Genomic DNA, 21,613 nt, shown 5'->3' with positions numbered 1-21,613 from the left:
GCAACGGCAGAAAGCAGGGGCCGGCTAAAATATTCAGCGAAAAACAATGGGAGAAGGGGTGAAGCAGAGCACAAAAATAACCAGCATCAGCCAGCCCAGCACTTTACGCCCTTTGGAAAGCGGCTGCTCATTGGGAGCCGGCGGATGAAAGATGCCCATAACCCGGGCCAGCAGCAGCCCGAACAGCAGCCAGCCCGGATTTCCATCGGCCGTGGGCAAAGCGGAGGCCAGGGCTATTTGCCCCAGCCAGACGGCCGCCGCCAGGAAAAGTGCCCGGCGTGGGGTAGGCATTGCCCTACGAAACACCAGCCACAGATAGACGCCGTAAGGTGCTGCTCCATACAGCCACATATCGGGGTTGGAGTACAACGAGAACAGCCCTAATCCCGCGTAGAAGATAAAGGCCGTGAACAGCACCACCGACACCCGCGCCGCCCGGCGTGGCCCCAGCAGCCCGTATACAATATGGCCTCCATCCAACTGCCCAATGGGCAACAGGTTAAGGGCCGTAAAGAACAGGGCCAATACCCCCGCTACCAGCACCGGATAATGCACCAGCTCATTCGGGTGGGGCATCCGGCCCGGCTCGGCCAGCCACGCCGCCATACCGCGAAACAACAGCGGCTGCGACAAAACCAAACTGGTTGCTGGCTTCACATGCTGGTAGGCATACTGCGCATACTCGGGGCCGAAGGGGCGGTATTCCGGATGAAACCCGTACAGATACTCCAGGGGCGGCACATGCGTAAGCCCATAACCCAGCACGGCCACGGCCATTATAAACCCTGCCAGCGGCCCGGCCAGTCCTACATCAAAAAACTCCTGCCGGGAAAACATTCGGTCCTTTATGCGGATAATTGCGCCAAAGGTGCCAATGCCCAGGGGAAGGGGAATAAAAAAGGGCAGCGTGGCCCGAATGCGGTAATAGCGGGCCGTAAAATAATGCCCGAACTCATGCACCGTTAATACTCCCAGAAAGGGCACTGAGTACCACAGACCGGATTTCAAAGTCGCCCAGACCTGCGCCCACGGCTGTAGCAACACCCCGAAAGGCAACCAAGCGGAAGCAAGAAACCGATTATTCATCAGTTGCACCCCCGCCAGAGTGGCCGTCAGAACCGTGGCCACAAATAAGCTCAGATGCAGGGCATAGCGTAGCGGGCGGGGCCACGGTGCCCGCTCATAGCGCCTGAAAACCGCCTGGGCATCCTGGGCGGCCGCCGAGTGAGAAGAAAAAACCGGCGCGTCGGGCAGCGGCGGGAGCGGTGAGTTTTCAGTTGGGGAAGGCACGGAGGGCGGCGGGCAAAGCGTCTTGCAGCGTGAGTGGCGGAGTCAGGAAAAGCGTGTGCAGTCCCAGGCGCTGGGCCGTAGCAATGTGCTGAGGACTGTCTTCAATAAACAACGTTTCTTCGGCCTTCCAGTTCATCTCCCGCAAGGCATGGTGGAATATTTCTTCGCCCGGCTTGCGCAGGCCTACCTGCTGGGAGTAAAACACCCGGTCCAGGCAGTCGGCAATACCCTGCTCTAACCCGTACTGGTCTTTCAGCCGGCGGTTTATTTCCTCAATATGAATGTGATTGGTATTTGATAGGAGGGCCGTCTGGTAGCCCTGGGCCCGGAGTTCAGCAAGAAGGGCCAGGCGTTCAGCCGGTACATCCAGCAGCATAGCGTTCCAGGCCGCGTCCAGTTCCGCATCGGTGGCTTGCAGGCCGTAGTGCTGCCGCAACCCCGCGCGGAATTGCGCGGAGCTGAGCTGGCCGGTTTCCAGCTGGTCGAACAGCTCGGCCTGAGCCGCCTGGGTGAAGGCAATAGGGCTGCCGTGCCGCTGCATCGCCTCCACCGTCAGGCTGTAATCAATGTTGATAATGACGCCTCCGAAGTCGAAAAGCAAGTTGGGCAACTGGTGGGGCATAAGGGCTGGGCTGATGAGCTGGCAGAATGTTTTTCCTGCTTAACGTAATTGCAAATTCCGTCGCAAAAGTCGAAGTTTGCACAGCTGAAATCAACTGCTTAGTAGCTGATGAAGTCAAGGGCCTATAGCTCAATCGGTTAGAGCAACTGACTCATAATCAGTAGGTCACTGGTTCGATTCCAGTTGGGCCCACGCAGTAAGCCGGCAACATCTTGATATTCAAAATGTTGCCGGTTTTTGTTTTGCCGAATGATTCATGCCGCCAGGCTGTATTCACCTGCCACCCTCCGGCTTGGCCGGATGAAACTCCAGGGCAACAGGTGTCGCAACCCCGGATGCGCTGCGGTTGCGGCAGCTTCCTGACCGTACGCTCAACTCATACCGCCTGCTCCCTCAAGTGCCGGCCTGCCCAGGCATAGGTAGAGCCCAGGATATGGAATGGAGTATTGTGAATAGATGAGTGAAAAAAATTACTGGCACTGATGCGTTACCGGGCGCAACAATGCCGTAGTTTTGCAGCATGCTTCAACCAAAAAACTTGTTGATGAAGCGTGGGGACCTGCTCGGCAAGGAACCACGAGTGGACCGGATGGTCTTCTCGCCTATCGGTTCTTCCGATTTTGCCTCTCGTATTTCTATTGATTTTTCTGGGTGTTGCCCCGCTACCGTTTCGGATTTCGAAACGGTTTTTTTATGTCCGTTGCATTCGTCGGTTACCATTCCGGGGCCCTGGCATCGGGTAACTGCTACTCCTAAGCCCTTATTTTCAGCGGGGCCAATACCAGCTGCGGATGGAGGGAGCAGCCGGCCTCCCGGCTTGCATCGGTTACCCCCTTTTTCCGTTGCGAACAGGCTTCAGTAAGTCCTTTCCTTGTGCGTTTCAGCTAGTCAACCTCACTTTTCCTCCACTCCGGTATGGCACGTAAAGACCTGCTCGACATTGCATCCCTTCACCGCGAGGAAATCGAGTTTTTGCTCGACCAGTCCACCTCCTTCAAAAAATTATTCACCCACTCGGTGAAAAAGATACCTGCCCTGGAGGGCAAGTCCGTGCTCATGCTGTTCTACGAGGCCAGTACCCGCACGCACTCCTCCTTCGAGGTAGCGGCCAAGCGCCTTTCGGCGGAGGTGACGAACTTCAACGTTGACCACTCCTCCATCACCAAGGGCGAATCGGTGCGCGAAACAATTGAGACGCTGCAGGCCATGCGCACCGACTACATTGTGGTGCGCCACAGCCACTCCGGCCTGCCCGGCATGATTGCCCGTCAGACCACGGCCTCCGTCATTAATGCCGGCGACGGGGCGCACGAGCACCCCACCCAGGCCCTGCTCGACGCCTTCACCATCCGGGAGAAGTTTCCGGACCCCCGGGGCAAAAAAGTTCTCATCATCGGGGATATTCTTCACTCTCGCGTGGCGCGCTCCACCAGCACCCTGCTGCAAAAGCTGGGCATTGAGGTGGCCTACCTCGGTCCGGGGTCGTTGGTGCCGAAATATGTGCCGGAGAATATCCGCCGCTTCACCGATTACGAGGCGGCCATGGCCTGGGCGCCCGATGTGGTGTACCTGCTGCGCGTGCAGATGGAGCGCCAGGACGTGCAGTTTTTTCCCAGCGTGCGGGAATACCACCGGGTGTATGGCATTACCACCGCCCGGCTGGCCGAAATCCGCGACCGGGGCCTCTACATCATGCACCCCGGCCCCGTAAACCGGGGCGTAGAGCTCTGCGACGCCGTAATGGACTACGAGCGGAGCCTGATTACCAACCAGGTTGAAAACGGCATTTCCATTCGTATGGCCGTGCTCGACTGGCTTACGCCGGGCGGGGAGTTTCCGCGGCAGGAGGCATATGCCGCCCGGCAGGGGACTGGCTCAACCCTGCTGGCACCCTAAGCACCTGGCCCAGTAGGTGGTCACGCTTCATCTGGCATCCACTGGTCAGGCATGACGTTCATTTTCAATAACCAGAGTCTTTCCCCCCCTTTACCGATTCACAACCCTCTTCCATCCATGCTCCTCCTTCAAAACACCCGCATCGCCTCCGAAAATTCACCTGTGCTGCTCGAGCGTGATGTTCTGATTGTCGAAGGAAAAATTCAGGAAATCGGCAAAAACCTGCCCACTCCCGAGGGTACCCGCGTTATCGACGCGCGGGGGCGGGTGCTGATGCCGGGCATGTTTGATGCCCACGTCCATTTCCGCGCCCCGGGCTTTGAGAACAAGGAAACCATTACCACGGGCAGCGAGGCGGCCATCAACGGGGGCATTACCGGCGTGGTGATGATGCCCAACACCCGCCCGGCTCTCGACTCGGCCACCGCCGTTGATAATGTGCTGGAGAATGCCAAGCACCGGTCCCGCATTCCGGTGTACACCTCGGGCTGCGTTACCAAAAACCGGGAGGGCAAGGAGCTGGCAGAAATTGAGGGTATGCGCGCCCTCGGAGTGAAGATGCTCACCGACGACGGCGACACTACCAGCGACCCGGCCGTGCTGCTGCGGGCCATGCAGTACGCCACCGAGTTCGGGATGTTTTTTGCCAGCCACTGCGAGGTGCCGGAGCTGGCCGGCCCCCGCGCCCTCAACGAAGGCGTGATGAGCTACCGGCTCGGCATCAAAGGCTCGCCGGCCTGCGCCGAGGAAATTATCATCGACCGGGACATCCGCCTGGCCCGGGCGGCGGGCGCGCATGTGCACATTCAGCACGTATCCAGCAAGCTCGGGATGGAAACCATTCGCTGGTGGAAGTCCCGCGGCGACGTGCGGGTAACGGCCGAAGTGGCCCCGCACCACCTGCTGTTCACCGACGAGCACATTGGCGACTACGACACGAACTACAAAATGAACCCGCCGCTGCGCACGCAGGCCGATTGTGATGCCCTGCTGGAAGGACTTATCGAAGGCGTGTTCGACCTCATTGCCACCGACCACGCCCCGCACACTCCGTTCGAAAAAGCCCAGGATTTCGTTAGCGCGCCCAACGGCATCACCGGCCTGGATACGGCGCTGGTGTCGCTCTACCATTACTTTGTGGAGCCCGGCAAATTCGGCTGGGATCTGGTGGTGAAGCGCTATTCGGCCGAGCCCCGCCGCCTGATGGGCCTGCCGGTACCTACCATTGAAGTGGGCCAGGAGGCCAACTGCGTCTTGTTCGATACCGCGGCGGAAACGACCTTCACAAAGGAGTTTATGAAGTCCAAATCCCAGAACACCCCCTTCATCAACCAGACGCTGAAAGGCAGCGTGGACATGGTGATTCTGGGTTCGGAAATTCTGCTGGAGCGCTGATAAATAGAGCGTGTCCTGCTCATCTGGCGTCCGCATGTGGCGCATCAAGCCAAGAACGGAGCGCAGAATTTCTGCCGCTTCGCTTACGAACGGGTTAGCTACACGGCATAATGGGAATTTCACCGCAGACAGGCGAAAGTACGGCATACGTGGTAGGCTGCTACGAGAAGGCCTCTTACAGCTATTTTACCCCTGTTGCATTTGTATTGCTAGGGTTTGTACTGGATTTTTTTCTGCCGCTGGCACTGCTCACGGCACTGCCTTGCAGCGTTATCGGCTTGTACTTCTCTTACAAAGGCTTTAAAGCATCCGGCAGGCTGGGCTACTTAGAAAAAAAGGATGTTGGCTACGCCAATATTCTACTAGGTATCCTTCTTTTTGTGGCTGGATTAGTTAGTGCCGGCTTTGCTTACGTTTGGATTAGCGGTTAGCACTTTTCCTCAGCGAAGCGGTAAAGATGCTTCGGCAAGCAGCCGCCAGGTGAAGCAGGATAGCCCATCAGCATGACGACCAAATAACTCCGATGAATACACCTTCCTTTCCCAATACCCCCAAACCCCTCATCGGCGTGGTGATGGGTTCCAGCAGCGACTGGGACACCATGCAACACGCCGTGCAGATTCTTACGGACTTTGGCGTGGCCCACGAGGCCCGCGTGGTGTCGGCCCACCGTATGCCCGACGACTTGTTTGCCTACGCCGAGCAGGCTGGCCCGCGCGGCTTACAGGCTATTATTGCCGGCGCGGGCGGGGCCGCCCACCTGCCGGGTATGCTGGCCGCCAAAACCACGGTGCCGGTGCTGGGGGTGCCGGTGGCCAGCCGCCATTTGCAGGGCGTTGATTCGCTGCACAGCATTGTGCAAATGCCCAAAGGAGTGCCGGTGGCCACGTTTGCCATCGGCAATGCCGGGGCGGCCAACGCGGCGCTGTTTGCCGTGAGCCTGCTGGCCCTGCACGATGCCGCTCTGGCCGCCAAGCTGCGGGACTTCCGCGCTGCCCAAACCGAAGCCGCCCGCGCCATGACCCTGCCGTTATGAGTGCCGATAATCACATGGCAGCTCGGCCCTTGATCTATCCGGGCAGTGTGGATGCGGCCGGCCGGCCGGCTACGCTGGGCGTGCTGGGCGGCGGCCAGCTGGGCCGCATGTTTGTGCACGCCGCCCAGCGCCTGGGCTACCTCACTGCCGTGCTGGAGCCCGACGCGCAGAGTCCGGCCGGGCTGGTGAGCCACCACCACATCCAGACCGCCTACGACGACCCCGCCGGGCTGGCGCAGCTGGCCGGGCTGTGCCAGGCCATCACCACCGAGTTTGAGAACGTGCCGGCCCAGGCCCTGCAGACCCTGGCGCATACCCGGCCCGTGGCGCCGGGCGCAGCCGTAGTGGGCATTGCCCAAAACCGCATCGAGGAAAAAGCCCACTTTACAGCCTGCGCCGACGTGTCGGGGGTAACGTGCGCGCCCTACGCGGTGATTGAAACGCCCGCCCATTTGCAGGCTGTCTGCACTGAGCGGCCCGATTTGCTGCCCGGCATCCTGAAAACCGCCCGCCTGGGCTACGACGGCAAGGGCCAGGTGCGCGTACAGACGGCCGATGCGCTGGCCGCCGCCTGGGCGGAGCTGGGCGGGGTGGCCTGCGTGCTGGAAAAGATGCTGCCGCTCACGGCCGAGTGCTCGGTGCTGGTGGCGCGCGGCTGGGACGGGCAAGTCGTCGTCTTTGCTCCGCAGCGCAACGTGCACGTCGACGGTATTCTGGCCCTAACCCACGCCTACGAAGGCGCTGTGCCGCCGCCGCTGGCCGCCAGGGCCGCCGCTGCCGCCGTGGCCATTGCGCAGCACCTGGACTACGTGGGGGTGCTGTGCGTGGAGTTTTTTGTGGTAGACGACGGCAGTGCCCACGGCGGGCTGGTGGTCAATGAAATGGCCCCGCGCCCGCACAACAGCGGCCACTACACCCTCGATGCCTGCAGCGCGTCGCAGTTCGACCTGCAGGTGCACGCCATGACGGGCTTGCCCTTGCCGCAGCCGCGCCAGCATTCCCCCGCCATCATGCTCAACCTGCTGGGCGAGGTGTGGTTTGACGCCAGCGGCCAGCCGCAGGAGCCCGACTGGCAGGCCGTGCTACGCCTGCCGGGCACGCACCTGCACCTTTACGGCAAGGCGCAGGCGCGCCCCGGCCGCAAAATGGGCCACCTGACCATCACCGGCCCGGATGTGGCCAATGTAAAGGCAGTGGCACGGCGCGCGGCTGAGCTGCTTAATTTGCCGGGGCTGGATTTCATGTAGCGTGCTACCTCAATTTGGGGTAAGCTGGCCCTACCTGTGGTATGAGGCAGAAGGATGAGGGGCGCGGCATCTGGCCCGCTGCCGTGTTGCCTGGGGTTGCGCCAGGCAACACGGCAGCGGGCCATCATCCAAAAAACAGTTTCTTTGAAGAAATCCATCCTGCCTGCTTCGCCTATGCCTACTCGTCGTAAATTTCTCTCATCCTCAGCCGCTGGCTTGGCTACATTGGCTGTCAGTCCGGCCGCGGCAGCCATAAGCCTGCCACCGGCCCCGGTGGTGGGTAAGCCCTTGGTAATTTCTACCTGGGACACGGGATTGGCGGCTAATGCGGGGGCATGGAAAGTGCTGAGTAAAGGCGGCCGCGCCCTGGATGCGGTGGAGGCCGGTGTGATGGTGACGGAAGCCTCGCAGAACTGCTGCGTGGGATTGGGTGGTAACCCCGACCGGGAGGGCATCGTGACCCTGGACGCCTGTATTATGGACGAGCAGTTCAACTGTGGCAGCGTAGCAGCCCTGGAACGCATCAAGCACCCCATTAGCGTAGCGAGGCGTGTGATGGAGCGCACTCCGCACGTAATGCTGGTAGGGGAGGGGGCCCAGCAGTTTGCCGTGGCCCAGGGCTTTCCGCTGGAGCCCCAAAAACTCAGTCCCGATGCCGAGAAGGCCTACCAGGAGTGGCTGAAAACCAGTCAGTACAAGCCCGTAGTCAATATTGAGAATTCGGGTACGCGCACCCCTGGTCCGGTAGGTGGAGCCAACAACCACGATACCATTGCCATGCTGGCTCAGGATGCGCAGGGCCGCTTAAGCGGCAGTTGTACCACCAGCGGGATGGGCTTCAAAATGCGCGGCCGCCTCGGAGATTCGCCGCTGATTGGTTCGGGCCTGTTCGTGGATAATGCCGTGGGTGCGGCGGCGGCTACGGGTCAGGGCGAAGACGTAATTCGTATTGCCGGGGCCCATACCGTAGTGGAGCTGATGCGACAGGGCATGACGCCAAAAGCTGCCTGCAAAGCGGCCGTGGAGCGCATTGCAAAGATTAAAGGCGATAAGGCCCGTACCATTCAGGTCTGCTTTATTGCCATTAATGCCCAAGGCCAGCACGGCGCATTTGCCCTGCAAAAAGGCTTCAGCTACGCCGTTTGCGACGCTCAGAATCAGCAGCAGCTACTGCAGGCCGATTTTCTGCTGCTATGAGGCCACGGGTGCTGGAAATCTGTGCGGGCTCGGTGCAGTCGGCGCTGGCCGCAGAGGCAGGAGGTGCCCACCGCATCGAGCTGTGCCAGCAGCTGGAGCAGGGCGGCACTACTCCTTCGCACGGGACTTTGGCGCGGGTACTGGCGCGGGTTCGCCTGCCGGTGTTTGTGCTGATCCGGCCGCGCCCCGGGAATTTCTGCTACGATGCGGAGGAGCTGGCCGTTATGGCTGCCGATATCCGACACAGTCGGGCGCTGGGGTGCGCGGGTATTGTGCTGGGGGCCCTGGATGAGGCGGGCGGTGTGGATAGGGCGGGTTGTCGGATGTTGATGGAAGCGGCCGGCCACTTGCCTGTTACCTTTCACCGCGCTTTTGATGCCTGCCCCAATCAGGCCCAGGCCCTGGAGGACGTGATTAGCCTGGGTTGCCACCGCGTGCTGACGGCGGGCGGGCAGCCGACCGCGCCGCAGGGGCTGCCGCAGCTGGCGGCGCTGGTGCGGCAGGCGGCCGGCCGCATCAGTGTAATGCCGGGTGCCGGGCTTACACCCACCACTATTCAGGCGGTAGCCCGGTACACCGGCGCTCACGAGCTGCATGCCAGCGCAAAAAAAATGGTACTAGGCTTATCGGCGGCACGCGCGTCGGAGTTTGATGTGCCGCGCTGGGAAACCGACGCGGATAGTGTGCGGGAACTGGTGGCCAGGCTAGGCGCTGACAGCGGAGAAACTGCCGGTGCCTAGCTTGGTCACCAGCTCCATGGCTACTGGATGAGCTACCTGCCGCAGGAGCTACCCAGGCCCGGTAACGGGGCACTACCGGCCGGAGCATAGCTTCGGAGAAATATCTTCGCTCAGCTGCTGAGTGCCGGAGTCCGGGTTTCTGGAGCCGGAGCTACTTCCCAATCTGCTTAACGTAGCGTTGCTGTGAAAAAAAATACGTGGATATCAGGAGGACTAGTGCTGGCCCTGGGCAATGCCGGTGGCCTGGCAGGTGGGCCGGCTCAGGCCCAGCAACTGGCCGAAGCAAGTAGTTCCATCTCCCTTATTCCGCAACCGGTGCGCCTGCGGGCGGGGAGCGGAAGCTTTGCCATTACGCCGGCCACGACAATTTATATCGACCCCCAAAACGAGGAGCTGCGCGCCATTGGGCTGGCACTGGGCCAGCAGCTGAAGCAGGCCACCGGAATGCAGCCGCCCGTAAAGCCCGCCACTGTGGGCAAGCCGGTTACCGGCGGAATTTTCCTGACGCTGCAGCGGCCGGTTGATACGCTGGGAGCCGAGGGCTACACGCTTCATGTGCAGCCTGCACGGGTGGTGCTGGCAGCCAATACGCCGCAGGGCGTTTTTCTGGGGCTGCAAACTATTGGGCAGCTACTGCCCGCCCAACGCGGGGCCGGGGCCGTGCGCTTGCCCGCCGTGGAGGTAGTAGACAAACCCCGGTACAAATGGCGGGGTATGCACCTGGATGTAAGCCGCCACTTCTTTCCGGTGGAGTTTATCAAGAAGTATATCGACTACCTGGCCCGGCACAAGATGAACACCTTCCACTGGCATCTGACCGACGACCAGGGCTGGCGCATCGAAATCAAAAAATACCCCCGGCTGACCTCGGTGGGCGGGTGGCGCGAGGGTACCCTGATTGGGCACTACAGCGACCAGCCTCACCGGTTCGATAGTACCCGCTACGGCGGCTTTTACACTCAGGAGCAGGTCAAAGATGTGGTGCGGTACGCTCAGGAGCGCTACATTACCGTGGTGCCGGAAATTGAAATGCCCGGCCACGCCGTGGCTGCATTGGCGGCGTATCCCGAATTTTCCTGCACGGGCGGGCCCTTCAAAGTGGAGCGGCTGTGGGGCGTGTTCGATGATATTTTCTGCGCCGGCAACGAGCAGACGTTTACCTTTCTGCAGGATGTGCTGGCGGAGGTAATGCCCTTGTTTCCGGGCAACATCGTGCACATCGGGGGCGACGAAGCCCCCAAGACCCGCTGGCATACCTGCCCCAAGTGCCAGGCCCGCATGAAGGCAGAAGGGCTACAGAATGAGCACGAGCTGCAAAGCTACTTTGTGCAGCGCATAGAGAAGTTTGTGAACTCCCGGGGCAAACGCATTATTGGCTGGGACGAAATACTGGAGGGCGGCCTGGCTCCCAATGCGGCCGTAATGTCGTGGCGCGGTATGGAGGGGGGCGTTATGGCTGCCCGCCAGCAGCACAACGTGGTAATGGCACCTGGGTCACACGTGTACTTTGACCATGCCCAGGGCGAGGCCAGTCTGGAGCCGTTGTCGTTTGGCGGCTACCTGCCCCTGTCCAAAGTATATTCCTTTGAGCCTACGCCCCCGACGCTGACTGCCGCCGAGCAGACGTACATTCTGGGTGGGCAGGCCAACATCTGGACCGAGTACATCCCCTCCCAGCAGCAGGTAGAGTATATGGCGTTTCCCCGGATGGCAGCGCTGGCTGAGGTGCTCTGGACCCCGGCCCGGCAGCGGAACTGGACCAGCTTTCAGCAGCGTATGCAGCAGCAGTACCAGCGCTACGCGGCCTGGGGCGTTACCTATTCCCGCAGTGCGTTCAACGTGCAACCGCAGCTCACGCTCAACCCCGCCCAGCGCACTACCCTTGTCAGCCTGCAGATGGATGCGGCCGGCCCCCGCATTGTGTATACGCTCGATGGCTCAACCCCCACGGCTTCGTCGCGGGTGTATACGCAGCCGTTCATGGTATCGGGTTCGGCCACTATCCAGGCCGCATCCTTTGAGAATGGCCGCCTGATGGGCAAGGTTGCAACCCGGGCGCTGCTGATGCACAAGGCTGTTGCCGCCCCTCTCACCCTCACAAACGAGCCCCACCGGAGCTACCGGGGCACAGGCGCATATACCTTGCTGGATGGGCAGCACGGCTCGGCAAACCACGCCGACGGGCAGTGGCTGGGCTTTTACGGTACCGACCTGATAGCCACGCTGGATTTGCAGCAGCTTACCAAAATCAACACGGTGAAAAGCACGTTTCTGCGGGCGGTAGGGTCCGGAATTCTGTTGCCCGCCAGCGTGGAAGTGGCCGTATCGGCAGATGGCAACACGTACCAAACGGTGTATGCTGCCCCGGTACCGGCGCAGGCCACCCAGGCCAGGCCTGCCATTAGCGAGGTACGGGCCGATATGCAGAACATCCAGGCCCGGTTTGTTCGGGTAAGGGCCCGCAATGCCCAGGCACCCGGTGCCGCGAAGCCCGAAACCTGGCTGTTTGCCGATGAAATTGTGGTGCAGTAGCGCCTGAGTTCTGTGCTCAGGCGGCCCATATGAAGCAGGCCGGCTCTTACATCATCCAACAATCGTTTTCCTTTTTCTGGTAAGTAGCGTATGCAGCGTGTTTACACCCGGTTAATTACCGCCGCAGGGCTGCTGGCCTGTGGAGTGACTGCCTGTACCAGCCCCCCGCTGGCCAGCAGCCCTGCGGCCGCCAGCCTACCTCCGCCAGCGGGCCTCACCCGCCACGTTGACCCCTATATTGGCACGGGGGGCCATGGGCACGTGTTTCTGGGAGCTAATGTGCCGTTTGGAGCCGTGCAGCTCGGACCGGTGAACATTACCGAAGGCTGGGACTGGTGCTCGGGCTACCATTACTCCGACTCGACCATCGTGGGGTTTGCCCATACGCACTTGAGCGGCACGGGCATCGGCGACCTAGGCGACGTGACGGTGATGCCCACCACCGGACCGGTGCGCGTGATGGAAGGCCGCCTACAAAACCCGGAGCGGGGTCTGGTTTCCTTGTTTTCGCACGAGCAGGAGCAGGCCCGTCCCGGTTACTACGCCGTGCATCTGAAGCGCTACGGCATCAGGGCCGAGCTGACAGCTAGTGAGCGGGTGGGGTTTCACCAGTACACCTATCCGCAGTCGGAGGCCGCACACCTGGTGTTCGACCTGCAGCAAGGCATCGGCTGGGACCTGGCCACCGATACCCACATCGAGCAGCTCAACGACAGTACCCTCATCGGCTACCGCAACTCCAAGGGCTGGGCCGAGGATCAGCGCCTGTACTTCGCGGCAGTGGTTTCGAAACCCATCCGCCAGTTCAGCAGCGTGCAGGTGCTGGATACGCTGGGCAACACCAGGCCCGCCGCCACCGGCACCCGCATCAAGGGCATAGTTACTTTTGCAACCCAAGCCGGGGAGAAGGTAAAGCTGAAGGTGGGTATTTCACCCGTGAGTTCCGCAGGAGCCCTGGCAAACATCCGGGCCGAAATTCCGCACTGGAACTTCGGGAAAGTGGTAGCTCAGGCCGATGCCGCCTGGAACCAGGAGTTGGGGAAAGTGCAGGTGCAGGCCGATGAAAACCGCCTGAAAACCTTTTACACGGCCCTCTACCATACCATGGTTGCGCCTTCCGTGTTCAACGATCATAACGGCGACTACCGGGGCACCGACAAGCAAGTGCACCGCAACCCGGGCTTCACCAACCTCACCACGTTTTCCCTCTGGGATACTTACCGGGCGGCGCATCCGCTGTTCACCATTCTGCAGCCCGAGCGGGTAAACGATATGGTGAGCTCCATGCTGGCCATCTATCAGCAGCAGGGTAAGCTGCCGGTGTGGCACCTGATGGGCAACGAAACCAACTGCATGGTGGGCTATAGTGCCGTGCCCGTGGTGGTGGATGCCTACCTGAAAGGCTTTACCGGGTTTGATGCCAACCTGGCCTACGAGGCCGTAAAAGCCACCGCCATGCGCAACGAGTTGGGGCTGCAAGCCCTGAAGACGCAGGGCTTTATTCCGGCCGATGGCGAAGTGGAAAGTGTGTCGAAAGGCCTGGAATACGCCATTGACGATTGGTGCATTGCCCAGATGGCGCGGAAGATGGGCAAGGCGGCCGACTACGCCTACTTCAGGCAGCGTGCCAGCAACTACCGGAACTACTTTGATGCAACAACCGGCTTTATGCGCGGCCGCCTTTCCCAACACGAGTGGCGCACGCCCTTCGACCCGTTCAAATCCGTGCACATGAAGAGCGACTTCACCGAGGGCAATGCCTGGCAGTACACCTGGCTGGTACCCCAGGATGTGGAAGGCCTGATTGACCTGCTGGGTGGGGAGCAACGGTTTAGTCAGAAGCTGGATTCCTTGTTCCTGGTACAGGGCAGCATGGGGGCGGAGGCCTCCCCTGATATTTCGGGCCTGATTGGCATGTACGCCCACGGCAACGAGCCAGGGCATCATATACCCTATCTGTATAGCTACGTGGGCCAGCCCTGGAAAACGGCCGACAAAGTCCGCTTCATCACCGACCGTTTTTACACGGCCACGCCCGACGGAATTATCGGGAATGAGGACGTGGGGCAGATGTCGGCCTGGCATGTGTTTTCCTCCTTGGGGTTCTATCCACTCAACCCGGCCAACGGGGCCTACGTGTTCGGTAGCCCGGCCGTGAAGCGGGCCACCATCCGGCTGGCAGCCGGCAACACCCTGACAATTGAGGCCCGCAACTATAGCGCCGCCAATCCCTACATTCAGGCAGTTACACTCAACGGCCAGCCGTACTCCCGGTCCTACATTACGCACCGGCAGCTGCTGCAGGGCGGTAAGCTCACCTTCGAAATGGGGGCCAGCCCCAGTGCCACCTGGGGCGTAGCCCCCGCCGACCGGCCCCGGTCGGTGCTGTAGCACCGGGTGGCAGTATAATACCGGCCCGGGGCCTGAAGTAACTTACTGAGTGGCTGTAAGCGGAAACACCCCTTTCCTCGGCAACCCCGGATTGACGTTCTTGTAGCCTTCTATTGCAGAAAAAACCTCCCACCTAATTCCTTCGCCTCCCCATGAACCGCCGATACTTTCTCCAGGGATTTACCTTGCTTTCGGGCGGTGCGCTGCTGCAACCTGCCTCCGTGTTGGCGGCGGGGCCAGGCTTTCCGGTGGTGCGGCCCGCGGAAGCAAAGCGGCGGTTCCGCAGCCGGGCGGTGGAAGCGGCCATCCGGGAGTTTCAAACAAAGGTGCCTAACCGGGAGTTGGGCTGGCTGTTTGAAAACTGCTTCCCCAGCACCCTGGACACTACAGTAACCTATACTACGCGCCAGGGCCGGCCCGATACCTACGTCATCACCGGCGACATTGATGCTATGTGGCTGCGCGACTCCTCGGCCCAGGTATGGCCCTACCTGCAGTTTGCGCGGAAGGATGCGGAGCTGCGGCAGCTGGTGGCCGGCGTTATCAACCGCCAGACGCGCTGCATCCTGAAAGACCCCTACGCCAACGCTTTTTACGGCGACGATACGCGGGTAGGGGAATGGAAATCGGACCTGACGGCCATGCAGCCTGGGGTACACGAGCGGAAGTGGGAAATCGACTCGCTTTGCTACCCCATCCGGCTGGCCTACCAGTACTGGAAAACCACCGGGGATACCAGCCCGTTTGATGCGGCTTGGCAGCAGGCCATGAAAGCGGTGCTGCACACCTTCCGCGCGCAGCAGCGCAAAGATGGGTTGGGCCCGTACAAGTTTCAGCGCCAAACAGCCACTGCTACCGATACCCAACCCCTGAGCGGCTACGGCTACCCCGTACGCCCGGTAGGCCTGATCTGCTCGGCCTTCCGCCCCAGCGACGACGCTACGCTCTATTCTTTCCTGGTGCCCAGCAACTTTTTTGCGGTGACCAGCCTGCGCCAGGCCGCCGAAATGCTGACCCAACTAGCCCAGGACACCGGCACTGCTCAGCAGCTGACTGCTCTGGCCGACGAGGTAGAAGCCGCCCTGCGCCAGTATGCCGTAGTCGACCACCCCCGGCACGGCAAGCTCTACGCCTATGAGGTGGATGGTTTCGGGAGCCAGGTGCTCATGGACGACGCCAACGTGCCCAGCCTGCTGGCCCTGCCGTATCTGGGCGCCGTATCGGTATCTGACCCGGTTTACCAGAATACGCGGCGGTTTCTGCTGTCCGAAAACAATCCGTTCTTTTTTAAGGGACAAGCCGCCGAGGGCATTGGGGGCCCCCACGTAGGCCAGGATATGATCTGGCCCATTGCCATAACCATGCGCGGCCTTACCAGCCTGCAGGACGACGAAATTCGGGCCTGCGTGCAGAGCCTGCGCGCCACCCACGCCGGCACCGGCTACATGCACGAATCCTTCCACAAGGACGACGCCACCAAGTTCACCCGGGCCTGGTTTGCCTGGGCTAACACGCTTTTTGGCGAGTTCCTGTGGAAGGTGTATCAGGAAAAGCCCCGGCTATTGGTATAGGGCCGCTGGGTCCGGAAAACAGCTCCGCGCCTCAGGCCGGGAGAAAAGCCGTGAGGTCTCCCGAGTAAGTAAGCGTGAGTTGGTGCATGGCCCGGGTACAGGCCACGTACAGCATACTCCGGTCGACCTCCGTTTTGTAGGTGCGGGCCGAGACAAACGGCACAATGACGGCATCAAACTCCAGGCCCTTGGCCAGGTGGGCCGTGGTGATGATAACGCCCTCCTTAAATTTGGTGGACTCATCGGTGAGCAGGTATACGCCGGGTGCCTGTAGCGCCTCATACACTTGCTCGGCTTGCCGGAGGGTTTTGCAGATAACGCCCAGCGAGTGGTTGCCGGAGCCGGGGAAATTTGTCAGTAGTTTCCGGAGGGTCTCCAGCTCTTCCGGCCGGGTGGCGCAGCGCACTACCGTGGGCGCGGGGCCGTGGCGCTCCAGGGGCAGGATGTCTGGGTTGGGTGTGATGCGCTGGGCAAAGGCCGTAATTTCCAGGGTGGAGCGGTAGCTGCGGTAGAGGCGCACCACCTCGGCCTGCGGAAACACCCGTTCAATAGTTTCGGCCGACGATGCGCTGTAGGGGTTTACCGTCTGGCTCACGTCGCCGAGAATGGTTTTGCGGCAGTGGAACAGGCGCGACAGCACGGCGTACTGCACCGGCGTGTAGTCCTGCATTTCGTCTACCAGCAGGTGCTTCACGTGGTCGTAGCCGGGCAAACCCTCCAGGCGGATGCGCAGGTAAATCAGGGGAAATACATCGGCGTACTCCAGGCGCTGGCCGGGGTGAAATTTCAGCAGCTCGGGCCGCCCGAGCCAGCGGTAAAAGTCCCGGTACAGGTCCGGCACGCTGTGCAGGCGGAACATGCGGGGCAGGGCCTCCCCAATAGTGCCTTTTTCCTGGCCCGTGAGCTTGCGGCCCACTGCGTCGCGCACGTGGGCCCGCACGTCGTTGGCTACCAGCGCAAACCGCTTCAGCAGCGGCACCCGGTGGTAGGTCCGGAACTTCTGCTGAATGAAGGCCGCCGACACCACCGTGCGGCCCACCCGCAGCTCCGTTACGGTGAAGTAGGTATTCTCAATGTGCAGCAGGTACTGGTTCAGCTGGCTGAGAAACTCAAACGACGACTTAAACCGGATGCGCTCAATAAAAGCCGCGTCGTGGTGGTCCAGCAGGGCCGAAACCTGGTCGAAAAACGTCTGGAAGGGGTAGCGGTTTTCCAGCAGGTCGGCGGCCAGCTCCTCCATGCCCATCTCCGGAATGTGCTCCTCGCCCAGCTCGGGTAGCACGTTGGAAATATAGTCGGCAAATACCTTGTTGGGCGAGATGATGAGGATGTCTTTGGCAGCAATGGTTTCGCGGAAGCGGTAGAGCAGAAACGCAATGCGGTGCAGGGCAATGGAGGTTTTGCCCGAGCCGGCCACCCCCTGAATCACCATCACCGGGGCTTCCTCGTTGCGAATTACCGCGTTCTGGTCGCGCTGAATGGTGGCGACGATGTTCTTCATCTTATCGTCGGAGGACTTGGCCAGCTCCAGCTGCAGCACGTCGTCGTGAATGTTCACGGCGCTGTCGAGCACAAACTCCAGGCGGCCGTCCCGAATTTTGTACTGCCGCTTCAGCGCAATGTGGCCGTGTACCTCACCCGATGGCGTGGCGTAGGAGGCTTCCCCCAGCTCAAAGTCATAGAACAAGGAGGAAATAGGCGCGCGCCAGTCGTACACCAGGTTCCGGCGCTGCTGCTCATCAAAAAACGAATGCACCCCGATATACACCGGCGCGGCGGCCTGGTGGGGCGTGCCAAAATCAATGCGGCCGAAGTAGGGCGACTGCACCAGCTTGAGCAGGCGCCGTTTCCGGGCTACGGCGCCTTCGCCCGTGAGGGCCATGCGGTTGATGGACTGGTCAGCGGCCACCATATCGGCCTCGTCCATGCCCGACTGGTGCTCGTGGATGTACTGCTTTTTCTGGCGCAGCTCCGTGGAAAACTGCTTCACGGCATCATCCACGCGCCGCACAGCCAGCGTCAGCTTCTCCTTGATTTCTTCCAGGTATTCTCTCTCTTCTTGCTCGGTGACGTTCATCAGGGGCAGCGCTTGGAAAACGGACCACAAAGGTGCCATCAAATTCCGGGCTCCCGAAGCGCCGCAACGAGTTTCTTGCTGGCCCCGGCATAGCGTCACTCCCGCTTCCGGCCGCGGATTGGCCGCCTAATGGCTTGGTTAGGACGGATTACTTCTGCAGGGTAAACAGGGGCAGGGGTTTAAGTTGAGCATATTTTCCGCCTAGCTCCGCCAGCTCGGCGGCATGCACCTGCAGGTAGTTATTGAAGCGCATGGCCGCCTGGTCGTAGCGCACACGAAAACTGACCAGCTCACCATCGGCCGTTTGAATCTGGTCGGTGAGGGTTTTGATGGGTGCGGCCGGCTCCTGGGAGGTTGGCAGCAAGGCGTACACCGCCCGCAGCAGAGAATCCTGGGCCGAGTCGTAGGCGTCAATCTGCTCCGAGTCGGCCATGGATTGCTGGGTGTAGCGGCGGCGCGGCAGCCGGTCGTTGGCGTATTGCAGCTGGGCCAGTTGCTGGCGGTTGGTGCCGGGCTGGGTGGTAAGCTCGCGCAGCAGCTGGCGGGTATCGTGCAGCTTGGCGTTATCGGAAGTCAGCATTTCGCTCCAGCGGGCATCTACTGAATCCTGCAAAATATCCAACTGCACCTTCACGGCCTGGGCCGAAGCCGGGTCAATGGCTTTGGGCGTACGGTTGCAGCTAGCGGTGGTAAGTGCTGCCAGCAGTAGCAGCAAAGAGGTAAGGCGCGGCATAGAAAAACAGGTAGGCTTCATAGACTGGTGTTGCAGCCAAACGAAATTTTCATAAAAAACACTCAATCGGGCGGAAAGAACAAGCTACACGGCAACCCCGCCCACAAAAGGGCGAAGTCGCAGGGCAAATGCTCCCAGAGCAGCCAGCTGCTGAGCTGCCAATAGCTGTCCGTTGCTGTAACCAGGTTTATACTCTGGGTGTTATGGCCGAAGGCCTGGGGCGCCTGGGTTAAGCCAAGCCGTTTTTTTCCTGAATTCGTATTGTCCTGGGCCGCTGCAATTGCCTTATCTTTGCGGTCGGTTCATCCACACCTTTCTATTTCAACTGCATGAAAAAGAGCTACATTCTGGCTTCGGCCCTGATACTGACAGCTGCCACCACCTCGTTTGGTCAGGGTACCGAGCTGTTCATTTCTGAGTACGACGAAGGAGCGCACCAGTCGGGCGTGAGCTACAACGGCGGCACCTCCAACTCCACCGGCAACGAGCGGGCGCTGGAAATCTTCAACCCCACCACGGGCGCTGTAAACCTGGATTCGTATTCCATTCGTCGGTATTCCAACGGCAGCACTGCCGTGTCGGAAGAAGAGAAGCTCAAGCGCACGACCGGGTCCAACGTACTGAACTCGGCTGATGTGTTTGTGTACGCCAACGGCGAAGCGACCATTACGCCGATTCTGAATAATGCCGACCAGTTGGGGGCAAGATATCAGGTTCCAGGTCCTAACACCTTGCAGACCGGTGGAGTAGGGTATTTTAATGGTAACGACGCGCTGGCGCTGGTGCGCTGGACGGGCGCTACGGCCGGTCAGGGCACGGCCGTGTTGGTGGATATTTTTGGTGTAATTGGTCAGGACCCGGGTACCTCGTGGTCGGCGCAGGATGCCAGCGCCACCCTGGTTACTTCGGCCAACCAGTCTCTGATTCGTCGTCCGTCGGTTTCAATGGGTACGCGCACCAATCCCCAGCCTCAGGGAGGTACACCTACGGCCCGCACCGGGTACGATATTTCGGCTGAGTGGCAGTCCTACTCATCGGCTTTTCCGGCTGGCAGCACTACCGTCGACCCTGCTTCGCAGAGCTACGCTCGTTTGGGCGAGCACAACGACTACGCCGGCCCTTACGGCACATACGCCCCGCTGAAAACGCTGGAGAAGTTCAATTCGTCCATCAGCGTATTCCCCAACCCGGCCAGCGGTCAGGCTTTCGTGCAGATTAAAGGCGCTAAAGTTGGCTCGGTAACGGTGCTCAACGGCCTGGGCCAAACCATTACCGCCCAGCCCCGCGGCCTGAACGAGGAAACCGTTTCTCTGGACATTTCGCGCCTCACGCCCGGCTTGTACTTCGTGCAATTCATCTCTCAGGATGGTCAGCTGAAGGTGTATAAGGAGTTGATGGTGAAGTAAACCACAGATTCCGCCGATTTTTTCGCTGATTTCGCTGATTTTTCAGTGCAGACGCACAACGCCCGCGACTTGTCGCGGGCGTTGTTGTTTTCGGGCAGAATTGGGGCAACCGTAGCCGCCGACTACGCCCAAGCGGTGTGTCGTGCCTACCTTTACGCATTCCGCCGTTGATAACGCGCCAATACATCAGCGTAATCAGCGGAAAAATCAGCGTAATCTGTGATTTTATGACGCCTTTAGATAAAGTAGGGGAGTTCGGCCTGATCCGCCGGATTCAGGAAACTGTGCAGCTCCACCAGCCCAGCACCATACTGGGCATCGGCGACGACGCCGCTATTCTGGCCCCGCCGGCCGGACAGGAGGTGGTCGTTAGCACCGATTTACTGGTGGAAGGCGTGCATTTCGACCTTACGTTTTGCCCGCTCAAACACCTGGGCTACAAAGCCGTAGCCGTGAACGTGTCGGACGTAGCCGCCATGAACGCCACGCCTACGCAAATCGTAGTGGCCCTGAGTGTGCCCTCGCGCTTCTCGGTGGAAGCTATAGAGGAGCTGTACGAAGGCATCCGGCTGGCCTGTGAGGCCTACAGCGTGGACTTGGTAGGGGGAGATACCACCGGTAGCCGCGCCGGCCTCACCATCGGCATCACAGCCCTGGGCCTGGCCGAAGCGGGCAAGGCTGTGCGCCGCAGCGGCGCCGGCCCCAACGACCTGCTCTGCGTAACCGGCGACCTGGGCGGAGCTTACCTGGGCCTGCAGGTGCTGGAGCGCGAAAAGCAGGCCTGGCAAGCCGACCCCGAAACCCAGCCTGAGCTGGGCAAATACCCCTACGTGCTACAGCGCCAGCTCCGGCCTGAGGCCCGCATGGACGTAATCCATGAGCTGCGCGACCTGGGCGTGGTGCCCACCAGCATGATTGACATTTCCGACGGGCTGGCCTCCGAGGTGCTGCACCTCTGCCAGGCCAGCGGCACCGGGGCCCGCGTGTTCACCGAGAACCTGCCCATTGCCAACCCCACGCTGGAAGTCGCCGAGGAGTTCAACCTCGACCCCATCATGTGCATGCTCAACGGGGGCGAAGATTACGAGCTGCTCTTCACCGTCCCGCTCTCCGCCCACTCCACAATCAAAAACCACCCCGATATCACCATCATCGGCCATATGGTGGACAAGAGCGAAGGCGCCAACCTCATCACCAAGTCAGGCCAACCCATTCCGCTGCGGGCGCAAGGGTTCAACCATTTCGAGAATTAAAAATTGAGAATTAAGAATTAAAAATTGGCCGTTCAACGATTCCCATCCGGGACGTTGAACGGCCAATTTTTAATTCTTAATTCTCAATTTTTGGTGGTGGTCTAAGCTGTGGTGCATCGTCGGTTGTGCTCGTCAATGACGAGTTGAATGCGCACGTGGTGCATGGCCAAGCAGCGACTGAACGAGCAGGACTTGCGCACCAGCACGGCGCACCGTTGGCGTAAGGA

At 60.6% G+C, this 21,613-nt stretch carries 16 protein-coding genes and 1 tRNA gene; 13 read left to right on the top strand and 4 right to left on the bottom strand.

Features of this window, described 5'->3' with window-relative positions; translation table 11 throughout:
* Nucleotides 1-33: 33 nt before the first annotated feature.
* Both EI290_RS12655 and EI290_RS12650 read right to left on the bottom strand, forming a co-directional pair.
* Nucleotides 34-1,290, bottom strand: a complete 1,257-nt coding sequence (locus tag EI290_RS12655) for a site-2 protease family protein (RefSeq protein WP_246008943.1) — start codon at nt 1,288-1,290, stop codon at nt 34-36.
* Nucleotides 1,274-1,912, bottom strand: coding sequence for an HAD family hydrolase (locus tag EI290_RS12650; protein WP_125430754.1), 639 nt, complete (start codon nt 1,910-1,912; stop codon nt 1,274-1,276). Before EI290_RS12650 ends, EI290_RS12655 begins: the two co-directional genes overlap by 17 nt.
* A gap of 118 nt (nt 1,913-2,030) precedes the next feature.
* On the opposite strand from EI290_RS12650, the gene EI290_RS12645 reads away from it, so the two are divergent.
* From EI290_RS12645 to EI290_RS12595, 11 genes are all read left to right on the top strand, one after another.
* Nucleotides 2,031-2,104 (top strand) — tRNA-Ile (locus EI290_RS12645).
* 723 nt (nt 2,105-2,827) lie between these two features.
* On the top strand, nt 2,828-3,808 hold the full coding sequence (locus EI290_RS12640) for an aspartate carbamoyltransferase catalytic subunit (RefSeq protein ID WP_125430751.1): 981 nt from the start codon (nt 2,828-2,830) through the stop codon (nt 3,806-3,808).
* Between the two features lie 117 nt (nt 3,809-3,925).
* On the top strand, nt 3,926-5,203 hold the full coding sequence (locus tag EI290_RS12635; protein ID WP_125430748.1) for a dihydroorotase: 1,278 nt from the start codon (nt 3,926-3,928) through the stop codon (nt 5,201-5,203).
* 110 nt (nt 5,204-5,313) lie between these two features.
* Nucleotides 5,314-5,634, top strand: a complete 321-nt coding sequence (locus EI290_RS12630) for a hypothetical protein (protein ID WP_125430745.1) — start codon at nt 5,314-5,316, stop codon at nt 5,632-5,634.
* Between the two features lie 92 nt (nt 5,635-5,726).
* Nucleotides 5,727-6,239, top strand: a complete 513-nt coding sequence (purE, locus tag EI290_RS12625; RefSeq protein ID WP_125430742.1) for a 5-(carboxyamino)imidazole ribonucleotide mutase — start codon at nt 5,727-5,729, stop codon at nt 6,237-6,239.
* The gene (locus EI290_RS12620) at nt 6,236-7,486 is read left to right on the top strand and encodes a 5-(carboxyamino)imidazole ribonucleotide synthase (RefSeq protein WP_221766259.1); all 1,251 of its coding nucleotides are present in this window, start codon (nt 6,236-6,238) and stop codon (nt 7,484-7,486) included. Before purE ends, EI290_RS12620 begins: the two co-directional genes overlap by 4 nt.
* 174 nt (nt 7,487-7,660) lie before the next feature.
* Nucleotides 7,661-8,683, top strand: coding sequence for a N(4)-(beta-N-acetylglucosaminyl)-L-asparaginase (locus EI290_RS12615; protein ID WP_125430739.1), 1,023 nt, complete (start codon nt 7,661-7,663; stop codon nt 8,681-8,683).
* Nucleotides 8,680-9,423 carry a copper homeostasis protein CutC gene (locus tag EI290_RS12610; protein ID WP_125430736.1) on the top strand — a complete coding sequence of 248 codons (744 nt, stop codon included), beginning with the start codon at nt 8,680-8,682 and terminating at the stop codon, nt 9,421-9,423. Before EI290_RS12615 ends, EI290_RS12610 begins: the two co-directional genes overlap by 4 nt.
* A 183-nt stretch (nt 9,424-9,606) precedes the next feature.
* Nucleotides 9,607-11,955, top strand: a complete 2,349-nt coding sequence (locus tag EI290_RS12605; RefSeq protein ID WP_125430733.1) for a glycoside hydrolase family 20 protein — start codon at nt 9,607-9,609, stop codon at nt 11,953-11,955.
* A gap of 90 nt (nt 11,956-12,045) precedes the next feature.
* Nucleotides 12,046-14,346: a GH92 family glycosyl hydrolase gene (locus EI290_RS12600; protein ID WP_125430730.1), complete on the top strand. Its 2,301-nt coding sequence runs from the start codon at nt 12,046-12,048 to the stop codon at nt 14,344-14,346.
* Between the two features lie 152 nt (nt 14,347-14,498).
* A complete protein-coding gene (locus EI290_RS12595) occupies nt 14,499-15,917 on the top strand; it encodes a glycoside hydrolase family 125 protein (protein WP_125430727.1) in 1,419 nt (472 codons plus the stop codon).
* A 31-nt stretch (nt 15,918-15,948) separates the two neighbouring features.
* Here the strand turns inward: EI290_RS12595 and EI290_RS12590 are convergent, their stop codons facing one another.
* Together EI290_RS12590 and EI290_RS12585 are read right to left on the bottom strand one after the other, a co-directional pair.
* Nucleotides 15,949-18,024 carry a HelD family protein gene (locus EI290_RS12590; protein ID WP_246008942.1) on the bottom strand — a complete coding sequence of 692 codons (2,076 nt, stop codon included), beginning with the start codon at nt 18,022-18,024 and terminating at the stop codon, nt 15,949-15,951.
* Nucleotides 18,025-18,142: 118 nt separating this feature from the next.
* Nucleotides 18,143-18,727 carry a hypothetical protein gene (locus EI290_RS12585; protein ID WP_125430723.1) on the bottom strand — a complete coding sequence of 195 codons (585 nt, stop codon included), beginning with the start codon at nt 18,725-18,727 and terminating at the stop codon, nt 18,143-18,145.
* Between the two features lie 329 nt (nt 18,728-19,056).
* On the opposite strand from EI290_RS12585, the gene EI290_RS12580 reads away from it, so the two are divergent.
* Both EI290_RS12580 and thiL read left to right on the top strand, forming a co-directional pair.
* Nucleotides 19,057-20,133 (top strand): T9SS type A sorting domain-containing protein, encoded by a 1,077-nt coding sequence (locus EI290_RS12580; RefSeq protein WP_125430721.1) that lies wholly within the window; start codon nt 19,057-19,059, stop codon nt 20,131-20,133.
* Nucleotides 20,134-20,360: 227 nt separating this feature from the next.
* Nucleotides 20,361-21,386 (top strand): thiamine-phosphate kinase, encoded by a 1,026-nt coding sequence (thiL, locus tag EI290_RS12575; protein ID WP_125430719.1) that lies wholly within the window; start codon nt 20,361-20,363, stop codon nt 21,384-21,386.
* Nucleotides 21,387-21,613: the final 227 nt, after the last annotated feature.

The sequence above is a fragment of the Hymenobacter metallilatus genome (assembly GCF_003944705.1).
In the GTDB taxonomy this organism is placed as follows: Bacteria; Bacteroidota; Bacteroidia; order Cytophagales; family Hymenobacteraceae; genus Hymenobacter; species Hymenobacter metallilatus.
The sequence above is the reverse complement of the archived record's forward strand: the minus strand, read 5'-3'. Positions and strand labels throughout refer to the sequence as shown.